The 26,379-nt window shown below is 68.8% G+C and carries 22 protein-coding genes; 12 read left to right on the plus strand and 10 right to left on the minus strand.

The window, feature by feature from the left end:
• Window positions 1-1,114: 1,114 nt before the first annotated feature.
• From ACYJSS_RS30295 to ACYJSS_RS30325, 7 genes are all read right to left on the minus strand, one after another.
• Complete coding sequence (locus ACYJSS_RS30295) at window positions 1,115-1,642, minus strand: REP-associated tyrosine transposase (protein ID WP_236206586.1); 528 nt, start codon at window positions 1,640-1,642, stop codon at window positions 1,115-1,117.
• 110 nt (window positions 1,643-1,752) lie between these two features.
• Window positions 1,753-2,418, minus strand: a complete 666-nt coding sequence (agmR, locus tag ACYJSS_RS30300; protein ID WP_031287401.1) for a response regulator AgmR — start codon at window positions 2,416-2,418, stop codon at window positions 1,753-1,755.
• Between the two features lie 49 nt (window positions 2,419-2,467).
• The gene (locus ACYJSS_RS30305) at window positions 2,468-3,013 is read right to left on the minus strand and encodes a PQQ-dependent catabolism-associated CXXCW motif protein (protein WP_236206587.1); all 546 of its coding nucleotides are present in this window, start codon (window positions 3,011-3,013) and stop codon (window positions 2,468-2,470) included.
• A gap of 107 nt (window positions 3,014-3,120) precedes the next feature.
• Window positions 3,121-3,918, minus strand: coding sequence for an ABC transporter permease (locus tag ACYJSS_RS30310; protein ID WP_173172397.1), 798 nt, complete (start codon window positions 3,916-3,918; stop codon window positions 3,121-3,123).
• Entirely contained in the window at window positions 3,915-4,646 is a 732-nt protein-coding gene (locus ACYJSS_RS30315; RefSeq protein WP_236206588.1) for an ABC transporter ATP-binding protein, read from the minus strand. Before ACYJSS_RS30315 ends, ACYJSS_RS30310 begins: the two co-directional genes overlap by 4 nt.
• Complete coding sequence (locus tag ACYJSS_RS30320; RefSeq protein WP_031287405.1) at window positions 4,643-5,611, minus strand: YVTN family beta-propeller repeat protein; 969 nt, start codon at window positions 5,609-5,611, stop codon at window positions 4,643-4,645. The genes ACYJSS_RS30315 and ACYJSS_RS30320 overlap by 4 nt, the downstream gene beginning before the upstream one ends.
• Before the next feature lie 23 nt (window positions 5,612-5,634).
• Complete coding sequence (locus ACYJSS_RS30325; RefSeq protein WP_111264476.1) at window positions 5,635-6,849, minus strand: ABC transporter substrate-binding protein; 1,215 nt, start codon at window positions 6,847-6,849, stop codon at window positions 5,635-5,637.
• A gap of 156 nt (window positions 6,850-7,005) precedes the next feature.
• On the opposite strand from ACYJSS_RS30325, the gene ACYJSS_RS30330 reads away from it, so the two are divergent.
• The 3 genes from ACYJSS_RS30330 to ACYJSS_RS30340 are packed head-to-tail and all read left to right on the plus strand — an operon-like array spanning window position 7,006 to window position 9,030.
• Window positions 7,006-7,128 carry a hypothetical protein gene (locus ACYJSS_RS30330; RefSeq protein ID WP_021218535.1) on the plus strand — a complete coding sequence of 41 codons (123 nt, stop codon included), beginning with the start codon at window positions 7,006-7,008 and terminating at the stop codon, window positions 7,126-7,128.
• On the plus strand, window positions 7,125-8,375 hold the full coding sequence (locus ACYJSS_RS30335) for a HAMP domain-containing sensor histidine kinase (protein WP_111264475.1): 1,251 nt from the start codon (window positions 7,125-7,127) through the stop codon (window positions 8,373-8,375). The genes ACYJSS_RS30330 and ACYJSS_RS30335 overlap by 4 nt, the downstream gene beginning before the upstream one ends.
• Window positions 8,376-8,394: 19 nt before the next feature.
• Window positions 8,395-9,030: a response regulator gene (locus tag ACYJSS_RS30340; protein WP_111264474.1), complete on the plus strand. Its 636-nt coding sequence runs from the start codon at window positions 8,395-8,397 to the stop codon at window positions 9,028-9,030.
• A 266-nt stretch (window positions 9,031-9,296) separates the two neighbouring features.
• Here ACYJSS_RS30340 and ACYJSS_RS30345 read toward each other — a convergent pair whose 3' ends face one another.
• The 3 genes from ACYJSS_RS30345 to exaA form a co-directional block, all read right to left on the minus strand.
• On the minus strand, window positions 9,297-10,613 hold the full coding sequence (locus ACYJSS_RS30345; RefSeq protein WP_111264473.1) for a methyl-accepting chemotaxis protein: 1,317 nt from the start codon (window positions 10,611-10,613) through the stop codon (window positions 9,297-9,299).
• A gap of 132 nt (window positions 10,614-10,745) precedes the next feature.
• On the minus strand, window positions 10,746-11,426 hold the full coding sequence (locus ACYJSS_RS30350) for a pentapeptide repeat-containing protein (RefSeq protein WP_111264472.1): 681 nt from the start codon (window positions 11,424-11,426) through the stop codon (window positions 10,746-10,748).
• Window positions 11,427-11,483: 57 nt separating this feature from the next.
• Entirely contained in the window at window positions 11,484-13,355 is a 1,872-nt protein-coding gene (gene exaA, locus ACYJSS_RS30355; RefSeq protein ID WP_111264471.1) for a quinoprotein ethanol dehydrogenase, read from the minus strand.
• Window positions 13,356-13,664: 309 nt separating this feature from the next.
• Between exaA and pedF the strand changes: the two genes are divergently transcribed.
• From pedF to ACYJSS_RS30400, 9 genes are all read left to right on the plus strand, one after another.
• Complete coding sequence (gene pedF, locus ACYJSS_RS30360; protein WP_021218542.1) at window positions 13,665-14,102, plus strand: cytochrome c-550 PedF; 438 nt, start codon at window positions 13,665-13,667, stop codon at window positions 14,100-14,102.
• A 5-nt stretch (window positions 14,103-14,107) separates the two neighbouring features.
• Entirely contained in the window at window positions 14,108-14,986 is an 879-nt protein-coding gene (locus ACYJSS_RS30365; RefSeq protein WP_111264481.1) for a substrate-binding periplasmic protein, read from the plus strand.
• A gap of 31 nt (window positions 14,987-15,017) precedes the next feature.
• On the plus strand, window positions 15,018-15,773 hold the full coding sequence (locus ACYJSS_RS30370) for a quinoprotein dehydrogenase-associated SoxYZ-like carrier (RefSeq protein WP_236206589.1): 756 nt from the start codon (window positions 15,018-15,020) through the stop codon (window positions 15,771-15,773).
• Between the two features lie 2 nt (window positions 15,774-15,775).
• Entirely contained in the window at window positions 15,776-16,702 is a 927-nt protein-coding gene (locus tag ACYJSS_RS30375; protein WP_236206590.1) for a quinoprotein relay system zinc metallohydrolase 1, read from the plus strand.
• A 941-nt stretch (window positions 16,703-17,643) separates the two neighbouring features.
• Window positions 17,644-19,422, plus strand: coding sequence for a PQQ-dependent methanol/ethanol family dehydrogenase (locus ACYJSS_RS30380; RefSeq protein ID WP_236206591.1), 1,779 nt, complete (start codon window positions 17,644-17,646; stop codon window positions 19,420-19,422).
• Between the two features lie 143 nt (window positions 19,423-19,565).
• Window positions 19,566-22,274 (plus strand): ATP-binding protein, encoded by a 2,709-nt coding sequence (locus ACYJSS_RS30385; RefSeq protein ID WP_459481242.1) that lies wholly within the window; start codon window positions 19,566-19,568, stop codon window positions 22,272-22,274.
• 64 nt (window positions 22,275-22,338) lie between these two features.
• Window positions 22,339-23,067 carry a response regulator transcription factor gene (locus ACYJSS_RS30390; RefSeq protein WP_111264071.1) on the plus strand — a complete coding sequence of 243 codons (729 nt, stop codon included), beginning with the start codon at window positions 22,339-22,341 and terminating at the stop codon, window positions 23,065-23,067.
• Between the two features lie 557 nt (window positions 23,068-23,624).
• Complete coding sequence (locus ACYJSS_RS30395; RefSeq protein WP_373875170.1) at window positions 23,625-24,845, plus strand: methyl-accepting chemotaxis protein; 1,221 nt, start codon at window positions 23,625-23,627, stop codon at window positions 24,843-24,845.
• 280 nt (window positions 24,846-25,125) lie between these two features.
• The coding region (locus tag ACYJSS_RS30400) for an aldehyde dehydrogenase family protein (RefSeq protein WP_459481244.1) at window positions 25,126-26,379 on the plus strand (1,254 nt) is incomplete at its 3' end.

The following is a 26,379-nucleotide window of genomic DNA, read 5'->3' on the forward strand; positions in this document are numbered from 1 at the left end:
ACGGCACACCCTACGGCCGAGCCCCGTGCATCGATCCAAGCCCCGTGCGCCGATGTGCTCTTGTAGGGTGTGCTGCGCGCACCGATTCCGCGCTCGGTCCATCCGGCGAACTCCGAAAGGCTCCGTGCCGATCCGACCTTTGAGGTGCGCACGGCACACCCTACAACCGAGCCGCGTGCATCGGGCCGAGCCCGTGCATCAATGTGTGTTGCAATACACACGGTCGAGCCTCGTGCGCCGATGTGCTCTTGTAGGGTGTGCTGCGCGCACCGATTCCGCGCTCGGCCCGTCCGGCGTACTCCGATAGCCTCCGTGCCGCTCCCACCTTTTGAGGTGCGCACGGCACACCCTACGGCCGAGCCCCGTGCATCGAACCAAGCCCCGTGCGTCGATGTGCTCTTGTAGGGTGTGCTGCGCGCACCGATTCCGCGCTCGGCCCGTCCGGCGCACTCCGATAGCCTCCGTGCCGCTCCCACCTTTTGAGGTGCGCACGGCACACCCTACGGCCGAGCCCCGTGCATCGGGCCGAGCCCGTGCATCAATGTGTGTTGCAATACACACGGTCGAGCCTCGTGCGCCGATGTGCTCTTGCATGCTGTGCTGCGCGCACCGATCCCGCGCTCGGCCCGTCCGGCGTACTCCGATAGCCTCCGTGCCGCTCCCGCCTTTTGAGGTGCGCACGGCACACCCTACGGCCGAACCCCGTGCATCGAACCAAGCCCTGTGCGTCGATGTGCTCTTGTAGGGTGTGCTGCGCGCACCGGTCCCGCGTTCGGTCCGTACGGCTCACTCCGACAGGCTCCGTGCCGCTCCCACCTTTTGAGGTGCGCACGGCACACCCTACGACCGAGCCGCGTGCATCGGGCCGAGCCCGTGCATCAATGTGCGTTGCAATGCACACGGTCGAGTGCGCGCACCGGTCCCGCGCTCGGTCCATCCGGCGAGCTCCGAAAGGCTCCGTGCCGCTCCAACCTTTGAGGTGCGCACACGGCACACCCTACGGCCGAGCCCCGTGCATCGAACCAAGCCCCGTGCGCTGATGTGCTCTTGTAGGGTGTGCTGCGCGCACCGATTCCGCGTTCGGTCCATCCGGCGATCTCCGACAGGCTCCGGGCTATTCGCCAAATTCCCCGTCCTGCTCCCCGGCATCGCCCCAACCCGCCGGGTAAAGGCCCTCTCGTACCAGGCGGTGGAAGCTGGACCAGGGCCAGTCGGCCACCCGGGTGACCAGGCCGTGCTTCACCGGGTTCCAGTGCAGGTAATCCATATGCCGGCGGTAGTCGTCGGCATCGCGTATGCAGTGCTCCCAGAAGCGCCGCTGCCAGAACCCGGATTCGCGACGTGCGACCCGGCTATTCGAAGTGGGTGGCAGGTGAACCGATTGGCTGACTTTGCGCTTGATGATCGACCAGCGCCGCGCGAAGTCGGTATCACCGGGCGGCAGCTCCCAGAGGCAATGCAGGTGATCCGGCAGCAGCACCCAGCCATGGATGCGGAACGGCTGTTCGAGCCGCACCGCCTGGATCGCATGGCGCAATGCCTGGCGTGCCGATGGCTCGGTCAGGAGCGGCCGGCGTTTTGCGGTGACGAGTGTGAAGAAGTAGTACGAGCCGGCCCGCTGTGAGCGGAGGTAGCGCGACATTCCCGGGTCTCCTGCAAGCGTCCAGGCTTCGCAGGGTAGGGCGGGATGGCGACTGTTGGGGCACGTCAGCCCGGGTGAAAGCTCCGGCTGCGCTGTCGGCCAGGTGACCGCTAGCGCCGCAGATACGCCGCGAAATCGATATCCCCCGCGCAGAGGATCGCCTGCACACGGTTGTGCACGTTGAGCTTGCGCAGGATGGCGGAGACGTGGGCCTTGACCGTGGTTTCGGCGATGTCGAGGTTGTAGGCGATCTGCTTGTTCGATTCGCCCTTGGTCATGCGCTCGAGCACCAGCAGTTGCTTGCGGGTCAGCGCCTGGAGCAGTTCCGGGGGGATGCCGTGTTCGTCCTGGTGGCTGCGCCGGGGCGAGCTCTTCTGGGTGCGGATGATGTCCGAGGGCAGGTAGACGTTGCCGTTGAGGATCTGCTCGATGGCGTCGGTCATCTGCGCCCGTGGCGAGGACTTGGTGATGAAGCCCACCGCGCCGTAGGTGATCGCCTGCAGCACGATCTGCTTGTCCTGCTCGGCGGAGACGATCACCACCGGGATGGTCGGCGCCTCGTTGCGCAGGTTGATCAGGCCGTTGAGGCCGTGCATGCCGGGCATGTTCAGGTCGAGCAGGATGAGGTCGAGGTCTTCGTGTTCCTGGGTCAGGCCCAGGGCGCTGTCGAGGTCGGCGGTCTCCATCACTTCGCTGTCGGGGAAGCCGTCGCTGATGACGTTGTGGATGGCCTCGCGGAACAGCGGGTGATCGTCGGCGATCAGGATCTTGTACATGGCCATTCACCTCATTGTTCTGATTATGGAGGGGCTGTCGGGCGCGGATTCAGGGCAGGGGCACGGGCTCGGCGGGTTGCAGCGGCAGGCCGGCCTGTTCCCAGGCATCGATGCCGTCACGGTACCAGTAGAGATTGCGGTAGCCCAGTGCATGGGCGCGCCGTTGCGCGTTCCAGCTCAACCAGCAGTCGGAACGGCAGTAGAACACCAGCGGCCAGTGCAGGTCGCCCTGGCTGGCCTTCTTCAGGTTGTCGGCGAAGTAGGCCTGCCAGCGCGCGTCCAGCTCGCCGTTGCCGGTGTTGGCCAGCCACAGGCTGCCGGGCAGGTTGGCGTGGGGCTCGTCGGCGATGAAGCGGCCTTCGAGGAACTGGCGGCGGTAGACGTCGATCAGTTGCGTGCGCGGGTCGCGCGCCAGCAGCTGGCGCAGGCCGGGGGTGTCCAGGGTGCGGGCGTGGTCGGCCTCGGCGGGCGTGGGGCTGCGGTAGCGGTCGGTGCGGTAGCCGTCGGCGGAGAACAGCGACGGCTCGGCGTCGGCCCGGGCGGTGGCCGAAAACAGGAGGGGCAGGCACAGCAGTGAGGCGATGAGGACTCGCATGGCAGGCATCTCTTTATTCTTATGGCCTGCATTACAAGCCAGCTGCGCGCCTTTGGAAATCCTACGTTGGAGAGGGAAACCCGTACCAAAGTAGTAGTTTTCCCGCCTCAGCCGGCCCGGCGCAGCGCCGCGTGCTGCGGGTTGAAGCTGGCCACCGCCGCCACCGCGAAGACCAGCGTCAGGCCCAGGCACACGCCGAGCGCCAGCGGGTTGAGCCGTTCGTACAAAGCGAAGCGCACCAGCTCCACCGCGTGGCTGAAGGGATTGGCCGCGCACAGCCAGTACAGCCACTCGCTGGCCTCGCGCATCTTCCACAGGGGGTAGAGCGCCGAGGAGAGGAAGAACAGCGGGAAGATCACGAAATTCATCACCCCGGCGAAGTTCTCCAACTGGCGGATGAAGTTCGACAGCAGCAGCCCCAGGGCACTGAGCAGCAGCGCCGCCAGCAGCAGCGCGGGCAGGGCGGCGAGCAGGCCCCAGGCCGGCGGTTGCACGCCATAGAGCCAGGCGATGGCGAGGAAGGCATACACCTGCAGCAGCGACACCAGCGCCGTGGCCAGTAGCTTGGCGCCGAGCAGGAAGGGGCGCGGCAGGGGGCTGGTGAGCAGCACGCGCATGCTGCCCATCTCGCGGTCGTAGACCATCGACAGCGAGCCCTGCATGCCGTTGAACAGCAGGATCATGCAGGCCAGCCCCGGGACGATGTAGGTCTCGTAGGTGATGTAGGTGGCGTAGGGGTCGATGATGGCGATGCCCAGCGCCGCGCGGAACCCGGCGGCGAACACCAGCAGCCACAGCAGCGGCCGCACCAGGGCGCTGAGAAAGCGCGAGCGCTGCAGCACGAAGCGCAACCATTCGCGCCCGACGATGCCGCGCAGGCACTGCCAGTAGGCATTGGCGTTCATGCCCGCGCCCTCGGCCGGGTGAGCTCGCCGAAGGCACCGGCCAGGCCGCCGCCATGGGCCGTACTCAGCTCGCTGGCGGTGCCCGAGGCCACCAGGCGGCCCTGGTCGAGCACCAGCAGGGCGTCCTCGCCGCGCACTTCGTCCAGCAGGTGAGTGGTCCACAGTACGCTCAGGCCTTCGTCGTCGCACAGCTGGCGCACGTGGTGGTTGAGGGCCTGGCGGGCGGCCGGGTCGAGGCCGACGCTGGCTTCGTCGAGCAGCAGCAGGCGTGGGCGGTGGAGCAGGGCGCGGGCGATTTCCACGCGCCGGCGGTGGCCGCCATTGAGCGCGCGCACGCTGTCGCGGCGGCGTTCGCCCAGGCCCTGGCGCGCCAGCTCCTGGTCGATGCGCGCGGCCGCCAGCTGGCGCGGCATGCCGTGCAGGGCGGCGTGGTAGCGCAGGTTCTGCTCCACCGAGAGGTCGAGGTCCAGGGTGCTCTGCTGGAACACCACGCCGAGCTGGCGCAGGGCCAGGCGCGGCTGCCGGCGCAGGGAGTGGCCGGCGACGCGGATGTCGCCGCGCTGCAGGTCGTAGAGGCGGCTGAGCAGCGCCACCAGGGTGGACTTGCCGGCGCCGTTGGGGCCCAGCAGCGCGGTGAAGCGGCCCGGCTCCAGGGCGAAACTCACCTCATCCAGTGCGCGGCGCGGGCCGTAGTCGAAGCCGACGCCCTCCACCTCCAGTGCGTTCATGGCGCCACCACCACGCCCCAGGGGTAGCGGCCGACCTTGATCGACCGGGTCACCGTGAGGCTGTCGACGTCGATCACCGAGACGTCGCCGCTGATGCCGTTGGTGGCCAGCAGGGTCTTCTCGTCGGGGCTGAAGGCCAGGTGCCAGACGCGCCGGCCCACCAGCAGGTAGTCGAGCACCTCCAGGGTTTTCGCATCCACCACCGCCACATGGTTGGCCGGGCCCAGGGCCACGAAGGCGTAGCGGCCGTCGCGGGTCAGCTTGACCCCCACCGGCTGCACCTTGTCCGGGTGCACGCCCTTGATCTGGAAGCGCAGGGTCTTCTGGATGCTGCGCGTGGCCACGTCGACCACGGTGACGGTGCCGCCGATCTCCGCCGAAGCCCACAGTCGCTTGCCGTCGTGGTCGAACTCCACATGGCGCGGGCGCTGGTCCACCAGGGTGTTGTCCACCAGCGTCTGGGTCGAGGTGTCGATCCAGTGCAGCATGTTGGTGGTCTCGCTGGTGTTGATCGCCCACTTGCCGTCCGGGCTCACCGCCATGCCCTCGGGCTCCACGCCGACGTCGATCTGCGCCAGCACCTGGCTGCTCTGGGTGTCGACCACCGTGACCAGCGCATCGTCCTCGTTGGAGATGTACAGCCAGCGGTCGTTGGGGTGCAGGGCGAACTGCTCGGGGTCGGCGCCGGAGGGCAGCTCCTTGATGATCTGCCGCGTGGCCAGGTCCATCACCTGCACGGTGTCCGAATCGCTGGCGCAGATGTACAGCAGCCGGTTGTCGCTGGACAGCGCCAGGCCGCGCGGGCGCTTGCCCACCGGCAGGCTGGCGGTGACCGTCAGGCTGTCCATGTCGATCACGCTGACGGCGTTGTCCTTCTCGTTGGAGACGTAGGCGGTGGCGGCGAAGGTGGCGCCGCTGGCCAGCAGCAGCGCGGCGCCGAGCAGGGTGAGGGGGAGGCGGGGCATGGCGGGGTCCTTGTTCTGGGCGTTCATGGCGTGGCTTCCAGGGCAACCTCGGCCAGGCGGCAGCGGCTCTCCGGCGCGTCGTGGCCGAGGGTGTCGAGTTCGCTGAAGGGGTGGAGAAAACCTTCCTGGGGCGAGGTGCTGATCAGCGCGCGTGGCTGGATCAGCTCGATGGGCTGGCGCAACTGGCCGTCCCAGGGGCGGTAGCTCAGCTTGCGGCCCTTGAAGCCGTCCAGGGGCAGGTCCGGCGACAGCTCCAGGGTGCGGATCGCGGCGGCGTCGGCGGCGCCCAGGCGGGTGACGGCGCTGGCGATGCTGCGCACGGCCACCCAGGCGGCGAAGTCGCGGTCGTTCATCCAGCGCCCCGTGAGGTCCTCGAAGCGCTTCTGCAGTTGCGCCGCGCCATAGGTTTCCACCGTCTTGTGCCAGCCGGTGGGCACCAGGCCCTGGGTGCCGGCCACCGGGCGCGGCAGCCAGGTGTTGTAGGGCAGGTACTCGCCGAAGTCGCCGCGCTCGTCGGCCACCAGCACGCCGTCGTAGTCGTCGGCCTGGGTGAACAGCGGCATGTCGGCCTGGGCGCTGCGGCGCTGCTCGTTGTCGAAGGTCCAGGGCTTCTCGCCGATGATCGTCAGGCCGAAGCGCCCCGCGGCGCGACGCAGGGCGGCGGCGTAGGCCTGGTCCTCGGGGCGCGGGCCGACCACCAGCAGCCAGCGCTTCCACTGGCGCAGGGCGAGGAACTGCACCAGGGCGTCGGCGAGCATGGCGCGGCTGGGCAGGCTGTGCAGCACGTTGGGCAGGCAGGCGTCGGTGCGCAGTTCGTCGTCGGCGGCGCCGGCGTTGAACAGCAGGCTGTCCGGCAGCGCCGCCGAGAGCTGGCGCAGCAGGGGCGCCGGTGCGTTGACCACGAACAGGCGCAGGCCCTGGTCATACTGTTGGCGCGCCGCGTCCAGCAGTTCGGCTTCGCTCTCGGCATTGGCCGCCAGCAACTGGTAGCGCTGCTTGAGGAAGCGCCCGGTGCTGTTGTTGTCGGTGGTCGCCAGCTCGGCGCCGCGCAAGCCGGTGTCGCGGGGCTCGGGGATGACGTTGGACAGCAGCGGCCCCGGGTCGGGGCTGTAGCCGAGGTAGCCGATGCGCACCTCCAGCGGCTGGCGCGCCTCGGCGGCGACGGCGTGGTTGGCCAGCAGCGCGGCGGCGGCCAGGGCCAGCAGGTAGGTCAGGGCATAGGGCGCAAGGTGGCGCATGGCGGGGGCTCCCGTTCTTGTAGCGCCAGCCTAGGGCCGCCCCGGGCCTGGGGAAATATGCAGAAAGTAGCGCCGGGGCAGTACCAAGGTAGTAGCCCGGCCGCCCGCCCCAGGCCCTAGCATGGAGGCACAAGAACGAGACCGGGAGGCCCGGCCATGCGTGTGCTCAAGACCCTGCTGCTGCCCGTGCTGCTGATCCTCAGCCTGATCGGCGTGGATGGCTTCCGTGCGTCCCCCGCTGCGCCCCCCGCGGCGTTTTCATCGGGCCTCGGGCGATGAGCACCCTCGGCCGCATCAACCTGCTGGTGGTGCTGTTCTTCGCCGCAGTGGCACTGGTCTGTACCGGGGTGCTTCTGCGCCAGGCCAGCCAGGACGTGCAACGCGAGATGGTGGCCGCGCGCGCGGTGGTCGAGTACCTGCACGAGGCCGCCCGGCGCGACCCCAAGGCCCTGGAGTCGGCCCTGGCGCGGGGCCTGCGCCATGTGCGCATCCACTGGCAGGGCGAGACGCCCTCACAACCACGCGGCCTGGACGCCTGGCTCGGTGCGCGGCTGTTCCCGCCCGCCGAGCAGTACGGCGAGCCGCTGCAACTGGACGATGGCCGCCGCGTGCTGATCAGCGTTGACCCGGCGGACGAGATGGACGAGGTCGAGGACTCCCTCATCCAGTTGCTGGTGCTGTTCGGCCTGGCCCTGGGCCTCAGCCTGCTGGCCATCCGCGTCGCGGTACGCCGGGGCCTGCGGGTGCTGGACGAGCTGCGCGCCGGCTTCGACGAGATCGCCCGGGGCCGCCTGGCGGTACGCCTCAACCAGCCTTCGCTGCACGAGGCACGCCTGCTGGCCGGCCACTTCAACGAGATGGCCAGCACCCTGGAGCAGGTGCGCAACGACAACGCCGAGCTGACCCGCGCCCTGCTGGCGCTGCAGGAGCGCGAGCGCAAGCACCTGGCCCTGGCCCTGCACGACGACATCGGCCAGTACCTCGCCGGCATCCGCGCGCAGCTGCTGCTGTTGCGCTCCATGACCGGCCAGGCGCCGGGCGCCGGTGCCACCCTGCGCAGCCTGGAGGACAACTGCCAGCGCATGCAGGACAGCTTCCGCGCGCTGGTGCGTGACCTTTACCCCGTGGTGCTGGAGCGCCTGCACCTGGGCGAGGCCATCGAGCTGCTCACCGAGCAGTGGCGCAGCGCCCAGGGCGTCGATTGCCAGTTGCGCCTGGGCGAGGACCTGCCGGTGCTGCCCACCGCCGACCAGGCCCATCTCTACCGCCTGTTGCAGGAAGCCCTGACCAACATCGCCCGCCACGCCGATGCCAGTGCGGTGAGCGTGCGCCTGGAGCGCCGCGGCCGGCGCTTGCGCCTGCTGGTGGGCGACAACGGCCGGGGCGCCGTGCAGCCGCCACGGCCCGGCATCGGCCTGCGTTCCATGCTGGAGCGGGCGCGCTGCCTGGGCGGCGACCTGCGCCTGCGCACCCGCGCCGGCGGCGGCTGGCTGGTGCGCCTGAGCATTCCCCTGGGCGAAGCCTGAACAACCTGGAGAACCTGCGATGAAGATCCTGCTGGTGGACGACCATTCCGTGGTGCGCCAGGGCTACGCCAGCCTGCTGCGCGGCCTGCTGCCCGAGGTGGAGGTGAGCGAGGCGGCCAGCGGCGAGCAGGCCCTGCACCTGGTGCACGACAGCATTCCCAACCTGGTGGTGATGGACCTCTCGCTGCCGGGCATCAGCGGCCTGGAGACCACCCGCCGGCTGCGCCAGCGCCTGCCGCAGCTGCGCGTGCTGTTCTTCAGCATGCACGACGAGCTGCCCCTGGTGCGCCAGGCCCTGGACGCCGGTGCCGCCGGCTACATCACCAAGAACTCCGCGCCCGAGGTGCTGGTGGAAGCGGTGCGGCGCATCCTCGCCGGGCACGCCTACATCGAGCAGCCCCTGGCCACCCAGCTCGCCTGCCACCCGGCGCACCAGGCCGGCGACCCGCGCCTCTGCGGCATGACCCAGCGCGAGCTGGAGATCTTCACCATGCTCGCCCGCGGCATGCCCGCGCGCAGCATCGCCGAGCACCTGTGCATCAGCGCCAAGACGGTTTCCAACTACCTGACGATGCTCAAGAACAAGCTGCAGGTCAGCTCCCAGGCGGAGCTGGTGCACCTGGCCATCGATACCGGGGTATTGCGGCTGGGGTGATAGGGCAGGGCATCGGCTCTGCTGTGACGACTTGAGCTGAGGACTCGACAGGATGAGTGCGTGCCGTAGGGTGTGCCGTGCGCACCGCCGCACGGTGCCTCCGGCGAGCTCCCGGTGCGCGCAGCACACCCTACGTCCGAAGTGAGCGACGGTTGCATGTTCCGAGGCCAGATGGGGGCCAAAACATGATCTAGGAGCGTGGATGTTTACTCGCGCGGACATCCCGGCTGCAACCGCTCCCACAGCCCCCGCCAGGCTATTCCACCTCAGGTCTTCAGCTGGCTGGCGAACTGCCCCACGGCGCTGACCACGCGCTGGGCGCCGTCCTGGATCTCGACGATCACCGAGCCGGCCTCGTTGGCCAGGTTCAGCCCCTGCTCGGCGTGCTGGCGGCTGCTGGACATGCTGTCCACCGCCGCCTGGGCCAGGCTCTGGTTCTGCTGCACCACCTCGACGATCTCCTCGGCCGCCTGGCTGGTGCGCCCGGCCAGCTGGCGCACTTCGTCGGCGACCACCGCGAAGCCGCGGCCCTGCTCGCCCGCGCGGGCCGCCTCGATGGCGGCGTTGAGGGCCAGCAGGTTGGTCTGCGAGGCGATGCCGCTGATGGTCTTGATGATCGAACTGATCAGTTGCGACTGCTTGTCCAGCGCCTCGATGCCTTCGGCCGCTTCCTGCACCTGGTTGGTGATCAGGCGCATGACGTTGACCGTCTGGCTGACCACCGAGGCGCCTTTCTGTGCGGTGGCGTCGGTCTGCTGGGAGGTGCTGTAGGCGATGTTCGCCGCCTCGGCCACGGCCTGCTCCTGGTTCACCTGGTCGGTGATCACGGTGGCGAACTTCACCACCTTGTAGAGCTGGTCGTTGGTGTCGTGCACCGGGTTGTAGGAGGCCTCCAGCCAGACATCGCGGCCGTGGGCGTCGATGCGCTTGAAGCGGCCGACGACGAACTCGCCGCGCAGCAGCTTGGCCCAGAACTCCCGGTAGCCGGCGGAGCTGGACTCCTCCGGATCGCAGAAGACGCTGTGGTGCTTGCCCTTGATCTGCTCCAGGCGGTAGCCCATGGCATCGAGGAAGCGCTGGTTGGCGTTGAGCACCTCGCCCTTGAGGTTGAACTCGATGACGGCGGTGGAGCGCAGCAGGGCGTTGATCAGGCCTTCGTGCTCCTTGGCGGTCTCGATGGTCCGGGTCAGGTCGTTGGCGCACACCACCACGCTCTGGATCTGCCCGCGTCCATCGCGTATCGGTTGCCAGATGCAGCGCAGCCAGGCCTCGCGGCCGTCGCCGCGGAGCAGCCGGTACGCGCCGTTGAAGTGCTCGCCGTTGGCCAGGCCCTGGCGCATCTTCAGGTAGTTGGGGTCGCGGTGGAAGGTCTGGGGGATGAGCTCTTCGAGCGTGCGGCCGATGATGGTGTCACTGCGGTACTGCAGCACATTGAGGAAGTTTTCGTTGACGGACAGGATGCGACCCTGGAGGTCGATCTCCATCACCAGCATTTCCTGGAAGATGGATTCCTTGATCTGCTGGGCTCGGGCGTTTTCCTCCCGAAGGTGCTCCAGCTCCTTTTTCAAGCGCGTGTTGAACATGGTCGGAACCCGTTGGCTGAGAGTGTGGAACTGCTTGGTCAGCGCATCGGCCCTGCCGGTACTTTCTTAAGGGGCTGGCGAACAATTCGACGGGGCGCGGCTTGAAAAGTGTAGACGCGCCCCGCCCGAACATCATTTTTCCCAATCCACCGGGCATTCCCGGCAGCCTTCCATGTTCACCCCCTGGAACGACGCGTAGTGGCGACGGGCGCCGCTGAGGTCGGCGTTCTCCAGGTTGGCGTCGCCCAGCTTGGCTTCCTGCAGGTTGGCGTCGTTGAGGTGGGCGCCCTTGAGGTCGGCGCGGCTGAGCCAGGTCATTTCCAGGTCGGCGGCGCTGAGGTTGGCGTCGTGCAGCCTGGCGCCGGAGAGGCGGGCGAACTCCAAGTAGGCGGCGGTCAGGTCGGCGCCCTTGAACTGCGCGCCCTGGCCGAACAGGCCCCAGCCCTGCACCGCCACCAGGCGGGCGCCGCTGAGGTTGGCCAGGCGCAGGTTGCTCTGCTGCAGGCTGGCGCGGGTCAGGTTGCTGCCCACCAGTCGGGCTTTCTCCAGGTTGGCCAGGTCGAGGTTGGCGTGGCGCAGGTCGGCGCCGGAAAGATCGGCCCCGGCCAGGTTGATCTTGTGCAGGTCGAGGTTGCGCAGGTCGGCATTGCGCAGGTCGGCGCCGGGGCACTGGCTTTCCGGCTCCAGGCGGCAGCCGCCGATTACCCGGACGGCATCCTCGGGGGTGGCCTCGGCTTGCGGGGCGGGGGCCTGGGCCCAGGCGAGCCCGACGACCAGCATCAGCAGGGGAAGGAACATGGGCAGGTAGTTCATGACGGCTCCTGGTGCGTGGCAGGGGAGTCGGCGCGCCCGCAGGCGCGCCGGGGAGGGTCAGCGGCTGGCGGTCTTGTTGTCCCAGCTCGGCAGCTTGAACACCCAGAACGAGCCGCCCTGGGCCACCGGCTTGGTCAGCTCGGCCATGTCGCCGCCCCACAGCGGCACGGCGCCGCCGTAGCCGACGGTCACGCCGATGTACTGCTCGCCGTCCTGTTCCCAGGTGATGGGCGGGGAGACGATGCCGCTGCCGGTCTGGAACTTCCACAGCTCCTTGCCGGTTTTCGCGTCGAAGGCCTTGAAGAAGCCGTCGCCGGTGCCGGTGAACACCAGGTTGCCCTTGGTGGCCAGCACGCCGGCCCAGAGCGGCAGGTGCTCGTTGTGCTCCCACACCACCTTGCCGGTGGTCGGGTCCATGGCGCGCAGGCTGCCGACGTGGTCGTCGTACATGCGCTTGATGCGGAAGCCCATGCCCAGGTAGGCGGAGCCCTTCTTGTAGTTCACCTCCTCGGTCCAGTAGTCCTCCTTCCAGTTGTTGGCCGGCACGTAGAACAGGCCGGTGTCCTGGCTGTAGGCCATCGGGTTCCAGTTCTTGCCGCCGAGGAAGGGCGGGGAGACCTCGACCGCCTTGCCGTGCTTCTGGCCCGGCTCGGGCAGGGGCGGGCGCTGGCCTTCGTTCTCCACCGGGCGGCCGGTCTTCAGGTCGATGTGGCTGGCCCAGGTGATGTTGTCGACGAAGGGGAAGGCGTTCTGCAGCTTGCCGTTGGTGCGGTCCACCACATAGAAGAAGCCGTTGCGGTCGGCGTGGGCGGTGGCTTTCACCACCTTGCCGTCCTTGCCCTTGTAGTCGAACAGCACCAGCTCGTTGTTGCCGGAGAAGTCCCAGGCGTCGTTCGGGGTGTGCTGGTAGAACCACTTCACCTCGCCGGTGCTCGGGTCCACGCCCACCTGGCCGGAGGTGTAGAGGCTGTCGTAGTCGTGGGGGTTGCCGCCCTTGGCGGTGCGCGCCCAGGTGTTCCAGGGGCCGGGGTTGCCGGCGCCGACGATGATGGTGTTGGTCTCGGCGTCGAAGCTGGCGCTCTGCCAGGGGGCGCCGCCACCGTGGCTCCAGGCCTCGACCTTGCCGGTGGGGGAGTTCTTGTCGTCCGGCCAGGAGGGCGCCTTCACATCGCCCGTGGGGGTGCTGTCCTTGCCATTGAGGCGGCCCATGTGGCCCTCGACGAAGGGGCGCATCCAGACTTCTTCGCCGGTGTCCGGGTCGCGGGCGTAGAGCTGGCCGACCACGCCGAATTCGTCACCGGAGCTGCCGTGGATCAGCAGCGTCTTGCCGGTCTTCTGGTCCTTGATCAGGGTCGGGGCGCCGGTCATGGTGTAGCCGGCGGTGTGATCGCCGAACTTCTTGTTCCACACCACCTTGCCGGTGTCCTTGTTCAGCGCCACCAGGCGGCCGTCCAGGGTGCCGAAGAAGATCTTGTCGCCGTAGATGGCGGCGCCGCGGTTGACCACGTCGCAGCAGGGGCGGATGTCGTCGGGCAGGCGGTGGTTGTAGACCCACAGACGCTTGCCGGTCTTGGCGTCAAGGGCGAACACGCGGGAATAGGAGCCGGTGACGTAGACCACACCGTCGCGCACGATCGCCTGGGATTCCTGGCCGCGCTGCTTCTCGTCGCCGAAGGAGTAGGACCAGGCCGGCACCAGCTTGAACACGTTCTGGTCGTTGACCTGGGCCAGGGGGCTCCAGCGCTGGGCGTTGGTGCCCATGCCGTACTGCAGCACGTCCTTGACCGAGACATGGTCGTTGGCGATGTCTTCCCAGGTCACGTTGGCGGCGAAGGCGCTGGCGCTGGCGGCGAGGCCACCGGCGAGCAGGAGGCCCTTGATGGCGAGGCTGAGCGGGCTGGCGGGTTGGGGGTGCGATCTTGTTGTCATGTGTGCGGTTCCCGTGGTCGTTGTGGACCAGTGCGCCACCTGGCGTCCTGGCGCTTCGAATACTGGAAGCGCCACCGCCTGCGGGATACGGAAAAACTCCCGCGCTTGCCGGGAAAACTTCCCAGTGCGGGCATGACTTGGAAGTGCTGCCAAAGCGCCTCGATACACCTCCGCCCGGCTTGCTACCAAGGGAGTAGGGCGCGGCCACCAAAGCAGCATTCGGCCCTGATCGGGCGCTCCTTACCATCCTCGTCACCACGCTCCTGCCGAGCGTTCGCCTTGCCCAGCATCTCGAAGAGGATGGAAGTCATGAATAACAAGAACGCCCTGCGTGGCCTGATGTTCCTTGCCGGTCTGAGCCTCACCGGTCTTGCCCTGGCCCATGGCGATGTCGTGCCGCAGGCCGTCAACACCGATGGCCTGGAGCCCCTGGGCAAGGAATGGCGTGACACCAACCCCTACCGCGCGCCCTATGAGAAGAACGCCCTGGCGGTGGAGATCGGTTCCTCGGCCTACAACCAGAACTGCGCCCGTTGCCACGGCCTGGAAGCCAAGTCCGGTGGCATCGCCCCCGACCTGCGCCTGCTCGAAATCAGCGCCGACGGCGACGAGTGGTTCAAGGAGCGCGTGATCAACGGCGCGGTGCGCGACGGCGCGGTGTACATGCCGAAGATGGCCGACTTCCTCAGCCAGGAAGCGCTCTGGGCCATCCGCTCCTACCTGGAAAGCGTCCACGTCGAAGAGTGATCGCCATGCGCCTGCTCGCCCTGCTGTGCTGGTTGCTGTGCCTGCCGCTGGCGCAGGCGCAGGTCCGCCCCTATGACGACATCCTCGCCTCGGGGGTGCTCAAGGTCGCGGTCTACGAGAACTTCCCGCCCTACAGCTTCCAGCAGGACGGCCAGGCCCGCGGCGTCGACGTCGACCTGGCCAATGCCCTGGCCGCAGCGCTGGGGCTGAAGGCCGAGCTGATCTGGGTGACCCCCGGCGAGAAGCTCGACGACGACCTGCGCAACTACATCTGGAAGGGCCACTACCTGCGCCCCAAACTGCTCGCGGACCTGATGCTGCGCGTGCCCTACGACCGCGACTACACGGCGCGGCGCAACGACGTGGGCGAGCTGGTCAACGAGCAGGTGGTGATCTTCGCCCCCTACCAGCGCGAGCGCTGGCACCTGGTGCACGACGCCCGGCGCCTGCCGGTGGTGGACAGCATCGGCGTGTTCCGCCTGCACCCCATCGGCGTCGAGCTGGAGAGCGTGCCGTCCTTCTACCTGACCTCGGTGTTCAACGGCCAGCTCAGCGCCAACACCCGCCACTACCCGAGCCCGGCCGCCGCCTTCGCCGCCCTGCAGGGCGCCGAGGTGGATGCGGTGATGGCCCTGCGCGGCGAGCTGCAGTGGCTGCTGCACGAGGCCGCCGACCCGGCGCTGAAGTCCTCCGACACCACCTATCCCAACCTCGGCCAGCCCCTGTGGGACATCGGCATGGCGGTGCACGAGTCCAACCGCCAGCTTTCCAACGCGCTGGACATGGAGGTGGAGGCGATGGTCCGCGATGGCCGGCTGGCCGCCCTCTACGCCCGCTACGGGCTGACCTACGAGCTGCCCGGCCTCTACCAGGACGTGCAATGAGGTGGGCCCCGGCCTGCCAGGGAGAACCGCCATGCGCCACCTGACCACGCTGCTGCTGGGCTTGTGCCTGGGTGCCCAGGCCCTCGCCGCCCCCGACCCGGGCAAGGACCCGATGCCCTCGGTGATGTGGGACTTCCACCACCAGCGCATCCTCGACGGCGCGCCCTACGTCTTCGACGACCGCGTTCAGCTGCTGGCGCCGCCCTTCGCCGAGGACGCCCGCCAGGTGCCGATCCAGGTGGACGCCCGGGCGCTGCCGGGCAAGGTGACGCGACTCATGGCCTGGGCCGAGCTCAACCCCATTCCCCGGGTGTTCGACTTCCGCCCCGGCGATGCCGTGTTGCCGGTGGTGGCGATCCGCATCCGCATCGAGCAGGCCACGCCGATCCGCGCGGCGGCGCTGACCGAGGACGGTGTGTGGCACATCGGCTCGGCCTGGATCGACGCCGCCGGCGGCGGCTGCACCGCGCCCAGCGTGGTGCGCGCGCAACCGGGCTGGGAGGACCGCCTGGGGCAGATCCACGCCGCGCGCTTTCCCCTGGGGGGCGACGAACGCCTGCGCCTGCGCGTCGACCACCCCATGGACAACGGCCTGGTGGGCGGCATCCCCGAGTTCTTCCTCAACCAGGCCGAACTGCGCGACGCCGACGGCAAGCCCCTGGCGACCCTGGAGCTGTTCCCGGCCGTGGCCGAGAACCCCACCCTCAGCCTGGACGTGAAGGGCCACGCAGGCGCGCGCCTGTGGCTGCGCGACAACAACGGCAACGAATTCGAAGGGGGGCTCTAGGCATGCGCCTGCTCGTGCTGGTGTTCCTCGTCGTGCTGCCGCTGCTGTCCCGCGCCGAGCTGGACTACACCCTGCAACCCCGGCAGATCGCCGAAGGCACCTGGCTGCTGGAAGGCAGCACCGACAACTTCGCGGCGGGCAATGGCGGCAACGTGGTCAACACCGCCTTCATCGTCACCGACGACGGCGTGGTGGTGATCGACAGCGGCCCTTCCAAGCGCTACGGCGAAGCCCTGCGCCGGGCCATCGCCACGGTCACTTCGCAACCGGTGAAGCGGCTGCTGATCACCCACCACCACCCGGACCACGCGCTGGGCAACCAGGCCTTCGCCGACGTGCCCATCGCCGCCTTGCCCGGCACCACCGAACTGCTGCGCCAGCAGGGCGACGCCATGGCCGAGAACATGTACCGCCTGGTGGGCGACTGGATGCGCGGCACCGAGGTGCTGCTGCCCACCGAGGCGGTCACCCCCGGCACCTTCAGCATCGGTGGCCACCCGCTGCGCCTGCTGGCCCTGCGCGGCCACACCGGGGCGGACCTGGCGATCCTCGACGAGCGCACCGGCGTGCTCTTCGGTGGCGACTTGCTGTTCTACCAGCGGGCCCTGACCACCCCCAACAGCCCGGGGCTGGACGTTTGGCTCGCCGACCTCGACCAGCTCCAGGCGCTGCCCTGGAAACTGCTGGTGCCCGGCCACGGCCCGGTGGCCCGCGATGACGCGATCTTCACCCAGATGCGCGACTACCTCGGCTGGCTCGACGGCCTGCTGCGCGACGGCGCGAAACGCGGCGCGGAGATGAACGAGCTGATCCGCGCGCCCATCCCCGAACGCTTCGCCGGCATCAGCCTGACCCGCTACGAGCTGGTGCGCAGCGTCAGCCACCTTTACCCGCGCTACGAGCGCGAACGCCTGCCCCGGGCGGAGTGACTCATTCGCCGGAAACCATTTCGCGAATGAATTGGCTCTGTCTGCGTTACCTGTTGTGGTTTTAATGCAAGCGCTCAAGCACGGTACTTTCCGGGCGCTTGAGGGTTTGTGCCACCTTCACCGCATGGGTTTCGCTTCGCTCTACACCATCCTACGAAAGCCCGTGCGCACCACGTGGCGATGCGCTGGACGAAGAAAGTTGGAGCAGCCGCCAACGCCCCTCCAGGAGGCCGAACGCAGTCGTTGCGCCGGGGGACGAGCGGCATGGATGCCGCGAGAGGCGCGCCAGGCCATGGATGGCCCATCGCGCCGGCCCCCAGAGCAACGATGGAGTGAGGGAACCCCGGCGAAGCCGGGGCCGGATGATGGGGCAAGCCCTTTTGGTTCCTTTTAAGGCGATTGTTAAAAGGGACTCGCCCGGGTGGGCGAAACCAGAAACATCACCAGAGCTCGGCAACAAGCTGGACTCAAATCCTCTAGCAACACTTAACGCAGACAGAGCCAATGAATTCGCACACAAAAGCGGGGCGGCGCTACGCACCGCTTGGCGACTGAAGTCGCCCCTACAAGAAGCACATCGCCGATGCACGGGGATCACCGCGCATGGAGGTCGCTCTTTACCTCCACCAGATGGAGTCGGGTGGGGCACGCCGTCGTGCCCGATCGTTCGTTGCCTGGGCCTGAGAGCGGGAGCGGTGGGCTGAAGCCCACCCTACGCCCACCCTACGCCCGCCCACACCCGCCGACCCACGCCCAAGCCCACCTACGCCGACCCTGTGCCCACCCAGCGCCCCTGGAACCGGGTGGGCCGGTATTGCTACCAAGGAACTACGAATCTCCGCACTGAGGTGAATTGGCGGGGAGGGCGGGCGAACCAAGAATTCGCGGCAGACCGGGAAATTTTCCCGGATGACAACAACAAGCCCGCAGAGGTAGCCGCAATGAACCCCACCGGTTTCACCCAGCCTTTCGTCCGCACGGCGCTGTTCGCCGCCATCACCCTCGCCAGCCTGTCGGCCTGGGCGGGCGTCACCGACCAGGACATCAGCGATGCCGGCAAGCGCAACGACCAGATCGTGGTCAACGGCCTCAACCAGCAGGGCCAGCGCTACAGCACGCTGGACACGCTCAACACCGACAACGTCAAGGAGCTGCGTCCGGTCTGGGCGCTGTCCTTCGGCGGCGAGAAGCAGCGCGGCCAGCAGGCGCAGCCGCTGATCAAGGACGGCGTGATGTACGTCACCGCCTCCTACTCGCGGGTGTTCGCCGCCGACGCGCGCACCGGCAAGAAGCTCTGGCAGTACGACGCGCGCCTGCCCGACGGCATCATGCCCTGCTGCGACGTGATCAACCGGGGCGTGGCCCTGTACGGCGACCTGGTGATCTTCGGCACCCTCGACGCCAAGCTGGTGGCGCTGAACAAGGACACCGGCAAGGTGGTGTGGAAGAAGACCGTGGCCGACTACAAGGCCGGCTACTCCATCTCCGCCGCGCCACTGATCGCCAAGGGCAAGCTGATCACCGGCGTCGCCGGCGGCGAGTTCGGCGTGGTCGGCAAGATCGAGGCCTATGACCCCGCCACCGGCAACCTGCTGTGGAGCCGCCCCACCGTGGAAGGCCACATGGGCTACGTCTACAAGGACGGCAAGGCGATCGAGAACGGCATCTCCGGCGGCGAAGCGGGCAAGACCTGGCCGGGCGACCTGTGGAAGACCGGCGGCGCCGCGCCCTGGCTCGGCGGCTACTACGACCCGAGCACCGACTCGCTGTTCATCGGCACCGGCAACCCCTCGCCGTGGAACTCCCACCTGCGCCCCGGCGACAACCTGTTCTCCTCCTCGCGCCTGGCGCTGAACCCGGAGGACGGCTCGATCAAGTGGCACTTCCAGACCACCCCGCACGACGGCTGGGACTACGACGGCGTCAACGAGCTGGTGTCGTTCGACTACCAGGATGGCGGCAAGACCATCAAGGCCGCCGGCACCGCCGACCGCAACGGCTTCTTCTATGTGCTCGACCGCACCAACGGCAAATTCATCCGTGGCTTCCCCTTCGTCGACAAGGTCACCTGGGCCAAGGGCCTGGACAAGAACGGCCGGCCCATATACGACGACGCCCACCGCCCCGGTGCGCCGGGGGATGCGAAGAAGGGCACCTCGGTGTTCGTCGCGCCGTCCTTCCTCGGCGGCAAGAACTGGATGCCCATGGCCTACAGCCAGGACACCGGCCTGTTCTACGTGCCCTCCAACGAGTGGGGCATGGACATGTGGAACGAGGGCGTGACCTACAAGAAGGGCGCGGCCTACCTGGGCGCGGGCTTCACCATCAAGCCGCTGAACGAGGACTACATCGGCGTGCTGCGCGCCATCGACCCGAAGACCGGCAAGGAAGTCTGGCGCTATGAAAACTACGCGCCGCTGTGGGGCGGCGTGCTGGCCACCAAGGGCAACCTGGTGTTCACCGGCAACCCGGAAGGCTTCCTCATGGCCTTCGACGCCAGGACCGGCAAGAAGCTCTACGAGTTCAACACCGGCTCCGGCGTGATCGCCTCCCCGGTCACCTGGGAGATGGACGGCGAGCAGTACGTCACCGTGGTCTCCGGCTGGGGCGGCGCCGTGCCGCTGTGGGGCGGCGAGGTGGCCAAGCGCATCAAGGACCTGGACCAGGGCGGCATGATCTGGACCTTCAAGCTGCCCAGGGACCTGGTGGCCAAGCGTTGACGGAGCGGGCGCGGCGGCCCGGTGCCGCCGCGCTCTGCCCACTGCGGCAGGGTGGATTCACAGCCTGCCTCCTCATCCCCTAGACTGCGCTCCCCGCCGTCAGCGTTGCGTGCCGGCCTCTCGTCCCGAGGAGCGCCTCGCTCGTGATCCGTCTCAGCCTGCTTCCCTGCCTCGTCCTGCTGTCGTGGCTGCTCGCCGCACCGGCACAGGCCGCCGCCCCCATCGACCTGCGTGACTGGAACCCCGAGCAGCAGCCCATGCACGCGCTGGATGGCGATTGGCGGCTGACCTGGATCGAGCCGGAGCGCGCCGAGCAGCAGGTGCGCATCCCCTTCACCTGGGGCAAGGGCACCCCGACCTTCTGGGGGGAGGTGGGGTTCGGCCGGGTGGAACTGCGCAGCCAACTGCTGCTGCCCGCCCATGCCAGCCAGCTGGCGCTGTACTTCGATGACTTCAAGTCGGCGGCGCGGGTCTGGGTCGACGACGCCCTGGTGCTGGAGCGCGGGCGGCCGGGCGATGCGCAGGACGAGGTGCCGCGCCTGCAATCGGCCATCGTGCCCCTGCCACTGGGGCACACGCAGGTGGACATCCGCATCGAGCTGTCCAACCACTTCCACCACGAGGGCGGCATCGACATGGCCGTCAGGGCCGGCACCCTGCAGACGCTGCAGATGGACGCGAGCCGCCAGCGTACCCTCTACCTGCTGACCGTCGGCGCGGCTTTCATGATGGCGCTGTTCATGGGCCTGCTCGACCGCAGCGCGGCGCGCTCGCTGGGCGGGGCGCCGCTGGCCGCCATGCTGGTGCTGGCCGGGATGCGCGCCGCCTCCAGCGGCGAGTTGCTGGACCACTACCTCCAATGGCCGGCGCTCTGGATCTACCGCATCGAGTACCTGTCCGGGCACCTGTTCGCACCGGCCTACGGCTTCCTCCTGCTGCGCCTGTTCCCGGGGGAGCTGTCCCGGCGGATCGTGGCGCTGCTGGCCGGCGTGGGCATGCTCGGTGCCGCCCTGACGCTGCTGCTGCCCGCGCACTTCTTCACCCTGCTGCGCGACCCCTGTGCCCTGTGGCTGCTGCTCAGCGAGCTGTACTTCCTCGGCGCCCTGCTGCTGGCCGCCAGGCGTCGCCGGGCGGGTGCCCTGGGCGTGCTGCTGGGGATGGTGGTGATGGATGCCACCATCGTCAACGACCTGCTGATGTACTCCTTCAGCGTCTCGACGCTCAATCTCATCCCGGTGGGGGTGCTGTTCTTCCTCCTCTCCCACGGCCTGGTGGTGGGGAGCCGGGTCATCGCCGCGCTGCAGCGCAGCAACCAGTTGCGCGACGACCTCCAGCGCCTCAACGCCTCGCTGGAGGCCCGGGTCGACGAGCGTACCCGTGCGCTGGCGGTGGCCCGCGACCAGGCGCTGCACGAGGCGCAGCAATCGCTGGAGCGCCAGGCGATGCTCAGCCACGAACTGCGTACGCCCTTGGTGGCCATCCAGGGGCACCTCCAGCTCCTCGACCAGGGCGGGCTGGACGGTCGCCAGCAGCGGCGCATCGAGACCGTGCAGAGTGCGGCGCAGAGCCTCACCGACGTGCTCGACGGCCTGATGCTGCTCAGCCGCGCGGAGCAGCTGGAGCTGCCTCCGGCCCAGGCCTTCTCGCCCGTGCACCTGGTCGAGGAGTGCGCCGCGATCTTCCAGCCCCAGGCCGAGGCGCGCACCCTGCGGCTGTCGACCGCCTGCGCGGCCGGCCTGCCTGCCTTCGTGCTGGGCAACCCGAAGCCGCTGCGGCAGATCCTCTTCAACCTGCTGGGCAATGCCCTGAAGTTCACCGAGAGCGGGGAGGTGGTCATCCGCCTGGACAGGGACGGCGACGGCCTCCTCATCGAGGTCCGGGACACCGGCCCCGGTATCCGCCCCGAGCTGCAGGCCAGCATCTTCGATGCCTTCGTGCGGGACCCGCTATCCGACCGCCCCGGCATCGGCCTGGGCCTGTACATCAGCGCGCGGCTGGCCGCCCTGATCGGCGGGCAGCTGACCCTGGACAGCGCACCCGGTCGCGGCACCTCCCTCCGCCTGGCGCTGCCCTGGCCGGAGGTCGACGAGCCCGAGCCGGGCGAGGACGACGTCGCCCTGCTGCAGGGCATGCGCGTGCTGCTGGTGGAGGACGTGGAGGTCAGCCGCCTGGTGACCGCCGAGTTGCTGCAGAGCTGGGGCTGCCAGGTCGGCACGGCCCGCTCCGGCCTGGAGGCGGTCGCCGCCTGCCTGGCCGCCCCCTACGACCTGGTGCTGATGGACATGCGCCTGCCCGACATCGACGGGCTCGCCGCCAGCCGCAGGATCCTCGAAGGGGCCAGCGAGCCCAGGCCGCTGCTGCTGGCCCTGACCGCCAACGCGGCTGACCTGGACCCCCAGCAGTGCCGGGAGGCCGGCCTGAGCGGCGTGCTGGCCAAACCCCTGCATCGCGAGGCCTTGCTGGCGGTGCTGGAAAACTGGGAGTCGCCCGCCCCGGTGGCCGCGCCGCCGACCGAGGAGCTGTCCCAGGAGCGTCTCGCGATGCTGCGCGGCTGGCTCGGCGCCGCGCTGTTCGATCGCCTCCTGCCGACCCTGTGCACCTCGTTGCGCGACATACGCGCGTCGCTCGCCTCGCTGCCCGATGGCGGGCGGGGCACCGAGCAACTGGAGGCGCTGTGCCACCGCCTGCGGGGCAGCACGCTCAACTTCGGGCTCGATCAACTGGCCCAGGCAGCGGAGCATACGCGCCGTCCGGAGCAGGTCCCGGCGTTGCTGGCGGTGCTCGACCGCCACCTGGTGCTGCTCGAGGATCGGCTCGCGGTCGAGGCCGCCCTGAGGCGAACTGACGCATGAGGTGGCAAGCCTTCGCCGCTTTGAGTCAGAATCCGCGCCGGTCCGAAACAGGGAAAATGGAGTGATGGCCGATAAGCTGGTGGTGGTGGAGGATGCTCCCGAGATCCGCGACATGATGGTGCTCTACCTGCAGAGCGCGGGGTACGAGGTGCACGCCACCGACTCGGGTTGGCAGTGCCTGGAGCTGGTGCAGGCCCAGAATCCGGCGCTGGTGCTGCTGGACATCGGCCTTCCCGACCTGGACGGGCTGACCGTCACGGCGCAGCTGCGCCGCCGCCATCCGCAGCTCGGCATCATCCTGGTGACAGTGCGCGACGAGGACTACGACCGGGTCGTGGGGCTCGATGCCGGCGCCGATGGCTACCTCACCAAGCCGCTGAACCTGAACATCCTCCAGGCCCAGGTACGCAGCCTGCTGCGCCGCTGCGGCGGGACAGAGCGGGCCGGCGACTTCAACCTGCACCTGGGGCGTTTTCGCGTGGACCTGCTGCGCCGGCGCATCTACGACCCGCAGGGCCAGGACGTGAACCTCACCCCCGGCGAGTTCGCCTTGCTCATCGGCCTGATCGAGCGGCGCGGCAATGCCATCAGCCGCCATGATCTGCTCCACTGCGTGCGGCGTGGCCAGGGCACCGACGAGCAGGTCGACGTGCGCACCGTGGATGCGCTGGTGGTACGCCTGCGTCGCAAACTGGAGCTCAACGCCAATCGGCCGCAACTGATCCTGACCGTCTACGGCAAGGGTTACAGGCTGGCGACCGACGACGAGCTCGGCAGCCGCCCCGTGCCCTAGCAGGCCGTTCCCTCCCGCCTGGCCTGAGGCCGCGTTACTCCCCATGGCCAGGTCCATGCCACGCCTTTCGCCAGGTCGTACTAAGACTAAATGGCTAGGTGGCCAGGCTGTGCAGCCCGGCGGCGGAGGGATTTAATGCGGGCACCAATCAAAAGACACTGCCGGCCTCCACCCCTGCCGGGGAGGCGTCATCGGCCGGTGCTGCACGAGGTGCTCCGATGTCGTCGTCCCGCCTGCCCGTCGCGCTCGCCTGCGCTCAATCCCTGCTTGCCGCCCTCCTGCTGCTGGCCGTCCACCTCGGCTGGCTGCACTGGGCCGTTGCGCTCGCGGGCCTGGTCGCCGGGTGCTGGCTGCCGCTGCTGGCCAGCCGCCGGTTGGCTGCCGAGGCCCCGGCGCCGGCGGGTACGGACATCGCCCGACTGACCCGCGAGCTGTCCTTCACCACCAGCCACAACGCGCTGTCCGCTGCCGGGGTGGCCTATTCGGTGAAGCAGCTGGGCGAGCGCCTGGAGTCGCAGCTGGACGCCGCCGCGCGCATCGTCGCCAGCGCCGAGGTGATGATCGATACCGAGGAAGCCACCACCCGCCTCAGCCTGGAGGCCCAGGCCTCTTCCCGCGAGGCGCGGCAGAGCAGCGAGGCCGGGCGCGAGGTGTTGCGCAGCGCCATCACGCGCATGCATGCCCTCAACACCCGCGCCCGTGACAGCCGCGAGCTGATCGCCACCCTCAGCCAGCGCAGCGAGGAGATCCAGCGGGTGACCTCGGTGATCCAGTCGGTCGCCAGCCAGACCAACCTGCTGGCGCTCAACGCCGCCATCGAGGCGGCGCGGGCCGGGGAGCACGGGCGCGGTTTCGCGGTGGTCGCCGACGAGGTGCGCGGCCTGGCCGGGCGCACGGCCAGCGCCACGGAGGAGGTGGGGCAGATGGTCGCCGACATCCAGCGCCAGACCGCCGAGGTGGTGGCGCAGATCGAGCGCCTGTCCACCGAGCTGGACGAGGGCGTCGCCCAGGTCGAGCTCACCGGTCGTCATCTGGAAAGCATCGCCGGCCTGGCGGTGGGCGTGGAGGCGCAGATCGGTGCCATCGCCAGCGGTGCCGAGACCAACCGCGCGCAGCTCACCAGCCTGTTCGCCGCCGTCGACCAGGTGCGCAGCGACCTGGGCATCAGCGACCAGCAGACCCAGCGCCTGGCCGAGGCGGCGGTGCAACTGGAGGGCCAGGCGGAAACCATCAGCGAGCGCCTCGCCGAGGTGGGCCTGGACGACTACCACCAGCGCGTCTACGACCTGGCGCGCGAGGGCGCCGAGCAGATCGCCCGGCGCTTCGAGGCGGACATCGAGCAGGGCAGGGTGGGGCTGGAGGATCTCTTCGACCGCCACTACCAGGCGGTGCCCAACACCGCGCCACCCAAGTTCCGCACCCGCTTCGACAGCTACGCCGACCAGGTGCTGCCGGCGATCCAGGAGCCGCTGCTCAAGCGCCACGAGGGCCTGGTCTTCGCCATCGCCTGTACCCCGGAAGGCTACGTGCCCACCCACAACCAGGCCTTCGCCCACCCGCCCATCGGCGATCCGCAGGTGGACATGCTGCGCAGCCGCAGCAAGCGCAAGTTCGGCGACCGCACCGGCATCCGCTGCGGCAGCCACCAGAAGCCGCTGTTGCTGCAGACCTACACCCGCGACACCGGCGAGCTGATGCACGACCTCTCGGTGCCTATCTTCATCCGTGGCCGCCACTGGGGCGGCCTGCGCCTGGGCTACCGCCCCGAGCAGGGCTGAGCCCGCACGGTCTGTAGGTTGGCGCCGAGCGTAGCGAGGCCCAACGATGCAATACCTGGCCGCGTCATGTTGGGCTTCGTGCCTCAGCCCAACCTACGGGTGCGATGTGATCAGGCCGTAACGCCGATGGCAGAGGCCTCGAACCTGTCCGCGGCATCTACTACCAAATGAGTAAGGCATCGCTTCCATGGGGGCATTCCGGGGGCTCCGGGGCGCTGACTAAGATCGGCCCATCACCTGGCCACGTCTCGGCCGGGCACCGACAAGAGAGGCCATCGTCATGATCTATGCGCAACCGGGCACCCCTGGCGCCGTCGTCACCTTCAAGCCGCGCTACGGCAACTTCATCAACGGCGAGTTCGTCGCGCCGCTGGCCGGGCAGTACTTCACCAATACCTCGCCCGTGAATGGCGAGGTGATCGCCGAATTCCCCCGCTCCGACGCCGCCGACATCGACCGCGCGCTGGACGCCGCCCACGCCGCCGCCGACGCCTGGGGCAAGACCTCGGTGCAGGACCGCGCGCTGATCCTGCTGAAGATCGCCGACCGCATCGAAGCCAACCTGGAAGTGCTCGCCGTCACCGAGACCTGGGACAACGGCAAGGCCGTGCGCGAGACGCTGAACGCCGACGTGCCCCTGGCCGCCGACCACTTCCGCTACTTCGCCGGCTGCATCCGTGCCCAGGAAGGCTCCGCCGCCGAGATCAACGAACACACCGCCGCCTACCACTTCCACGAGCCGCTGGGCGTGGTGGGGCAGATCATCCCGTGGAACTTCCCGCTGCTGATGGCCGCCTGGAAGCTGGCCCCGGCCCTGGCCGCCGGCAACTGCGTGGTGCTCAAGCCCGCCGAGCAGACCCCGCTGTCGATCATGGTGCTGGCCGAGATCATCGGCGACCTGCTGCCACCGGGCGTGCTCAACATCGTCCAGGGCTTCGGCAAGGAAGCGGGCCAGGCCCTGGCCACCAGCAAGCGCATCGCCAAGATCGCCTTCACCGGCTCCACCCCGGTGGGCGCGCACATCATGCATTGCGCGGCGGAGAACATCATTCCGTCCACCGTCGAGCTGGGCGGCAAGAGCCCGAACATCTTCTTCGAAGACATCATGGGCGCCGAGCCGGCCTTCATCGAGAAGGCGGCCGAGGGCCTGGTGCTGGCCTTCTTCAACCAGGGCGAGGTGTGCACCTGCCCGTCGCGGGCGCTGGTGCAGGAGTCGATCTTCGAGCCGTTCATGGTCGAGGTGATGAAGAAGATCAAGGCGATCAAGCGCGGCAACCCGCTGGACACCGACACCATGGTCGGCGCCCAGGCCTCCGAGCAGCAGTACGACAAGATCCTCAGCTACCTCGACATCGCCCAGCAGGAAGGTGCCGAGCTGCTCGCTGGCGGTGCTTCCGAGCACCTGGGGGGCGATCTCGCCAGCGGCTACTACATCCAGCCGACCCTGCTGAAGGGCCACAACAAGATGCGCGTGTTCCAGGAGGAGATCTTCGGCCCGGTGGTGGGCGTCACCACCTTCAAGGACGAGGCGGAA

The sequence above is a fragment of the Pseudomonas sp. No.21 genome (genome assembly GCF_054558415.1).

Bases quoted from the DNA above. Each gene is read 5' to 3' on its own strand.
- ACYJSS_RS30295 (WP_236206586.1), bottom strand. From the start codon at position 1,642: ATGTCGCGCTACCTCCGCTCACAGCGGGCCGGCTCGTACTACTTCTTC.
- agmR (WP_031287401.1), bottom strand. From the start codon at position 2,418: ATGTACAAGATCCTGATCGCCGACGATCACCCGCTGTTCCGCGAGGCC.
- ACYJSS_RS30305 (WP_236206587.1), bottom strand. From the start codon at position 3,013: ATGCGAGTCCTCATCGCCTCACTGCTGTGCCTGCCCCTCCTGTTTTCG.
- ACYJSS_RS30310 (WP_173172397.1), bottom strand. From the start codon at position 3,918: ATGAACGCCAATGCCTACTGGCAGTGCCTGCGCGGCATCGTCGGGCGC.
- ACYJSS_RS30315 (WP_236206588.1), bottom strand. From the start codon at position 4,646: ATGAACGCACTGGAGGTGGAGGGCGTCGGCTTCGACTACGGCCCGCGC.
- ACYJSS_RS30320 (WP_031287405.1), bottom strand. From the start codon at position 5,611: ATGCCCCGCCTCCCCCTCACCCTGCTCGGCGCCGCGCTGCTGCTGGCC.
- ACYJSS_RS30325 (WP_111264476.1), bottom strand. From the start codon at position 6,849: ATGCGCCACCTTGCGCCCTATGCCCTGACCTACCTGCTGGCCCTGGCC.
- ACYJSS_RS30330 (WP_021218535.1), top strand. From the start codon at position 7,006: ATGCGTGTGCTCAAGACCCTGCTGCTGCCCGTGCTGCTGATCCTCAGC.
- ACYJSS_RS30335 (WP_111264475.1), top strand. From the start codon at position 7,125: ATGAGCACCCTCGGCCGCATCAACCTGCTGGTGGTGCTGTTCTTCGCC.
- ACYJSS_RS30340 (WP_111264474.1), top strand. From the start codon at position 8,395: ATGAAGATCCTGCTGGTGGACGACCATTCCGTGGTGCGCCAGGGCTAC.
- ACYJSS_RS30345 (WP_111264473.1), bottom strand. From the start codon at position 10,613: ATGTTCAACACGCGCTTGAAAAAGGAGCTGGAGCACCTTCGGGAGGAA.
- ACYJSS_RS30350 (WP_111264472.1), bottom strand. From the start codon at position 11,426: ATGAACTACCTGCCCATGTTCCTTCCCCTGCTGATGCTGGTCGTCGGG.
- exaA (WP_111264471.1), bottom strand. From the start codon at position 13,355: ATGACAACAAGATCGCACCCCCAACCCGCCAGCCCGCTCAGCCTCGCC.
- pedF (WP_021218542.1), top strand. From the start codon at position 13,665: ATGAATAACAAGAACGCCCTGCGTGGCCTGATGTTCCTTGCCGGTCTG.
- ACYJSS_RS30365 (WP_111264481.1), top strand. From the start codon at position 14,108: ATGCGCCTGCTCGCCCTGCTGTGCTGGTTGCTGTGCCTGCCGCTGGCG.
- ACYJSS_RS30370 (WP_236206589.1), top strand. From the start codon at position 15,018: ATGCGCCACCTGACCACGCTGCTGCTGGGCTTGTGCCTGGGTGCCCAG.
- ACYJSS_RS30375 (WP_236206590.1), top strand. From the start codon at position 15,776: ATGCGCCTGCTCGTGCTGGTGTTCCTCGTCGTGCTGCCGCTGCTGTCC.
- ACYJSS_RS30380 (WP_236206591.1), top strand. From the start codon at position 17,644: ATGAACCCCACCGGTTTCACCCAGCCTTTCGTCCGCACGGCGCTGTTC.
- ACYJSS_RS30390 (WP_111264071.1), top strand. From the start codon at position 22,339: ATGGCCGATAAGCTGGTGGTGGTGGAGGATGCTCCCGAGATCCGCGAC.
- ACYJSS_RS30395 (WP_373875170.1), top strand. From the start codon at position 23,625: ATGATCGATACCGAGGAAGCCACCACCCGCCTCAGCCTGGAGGCCCAG.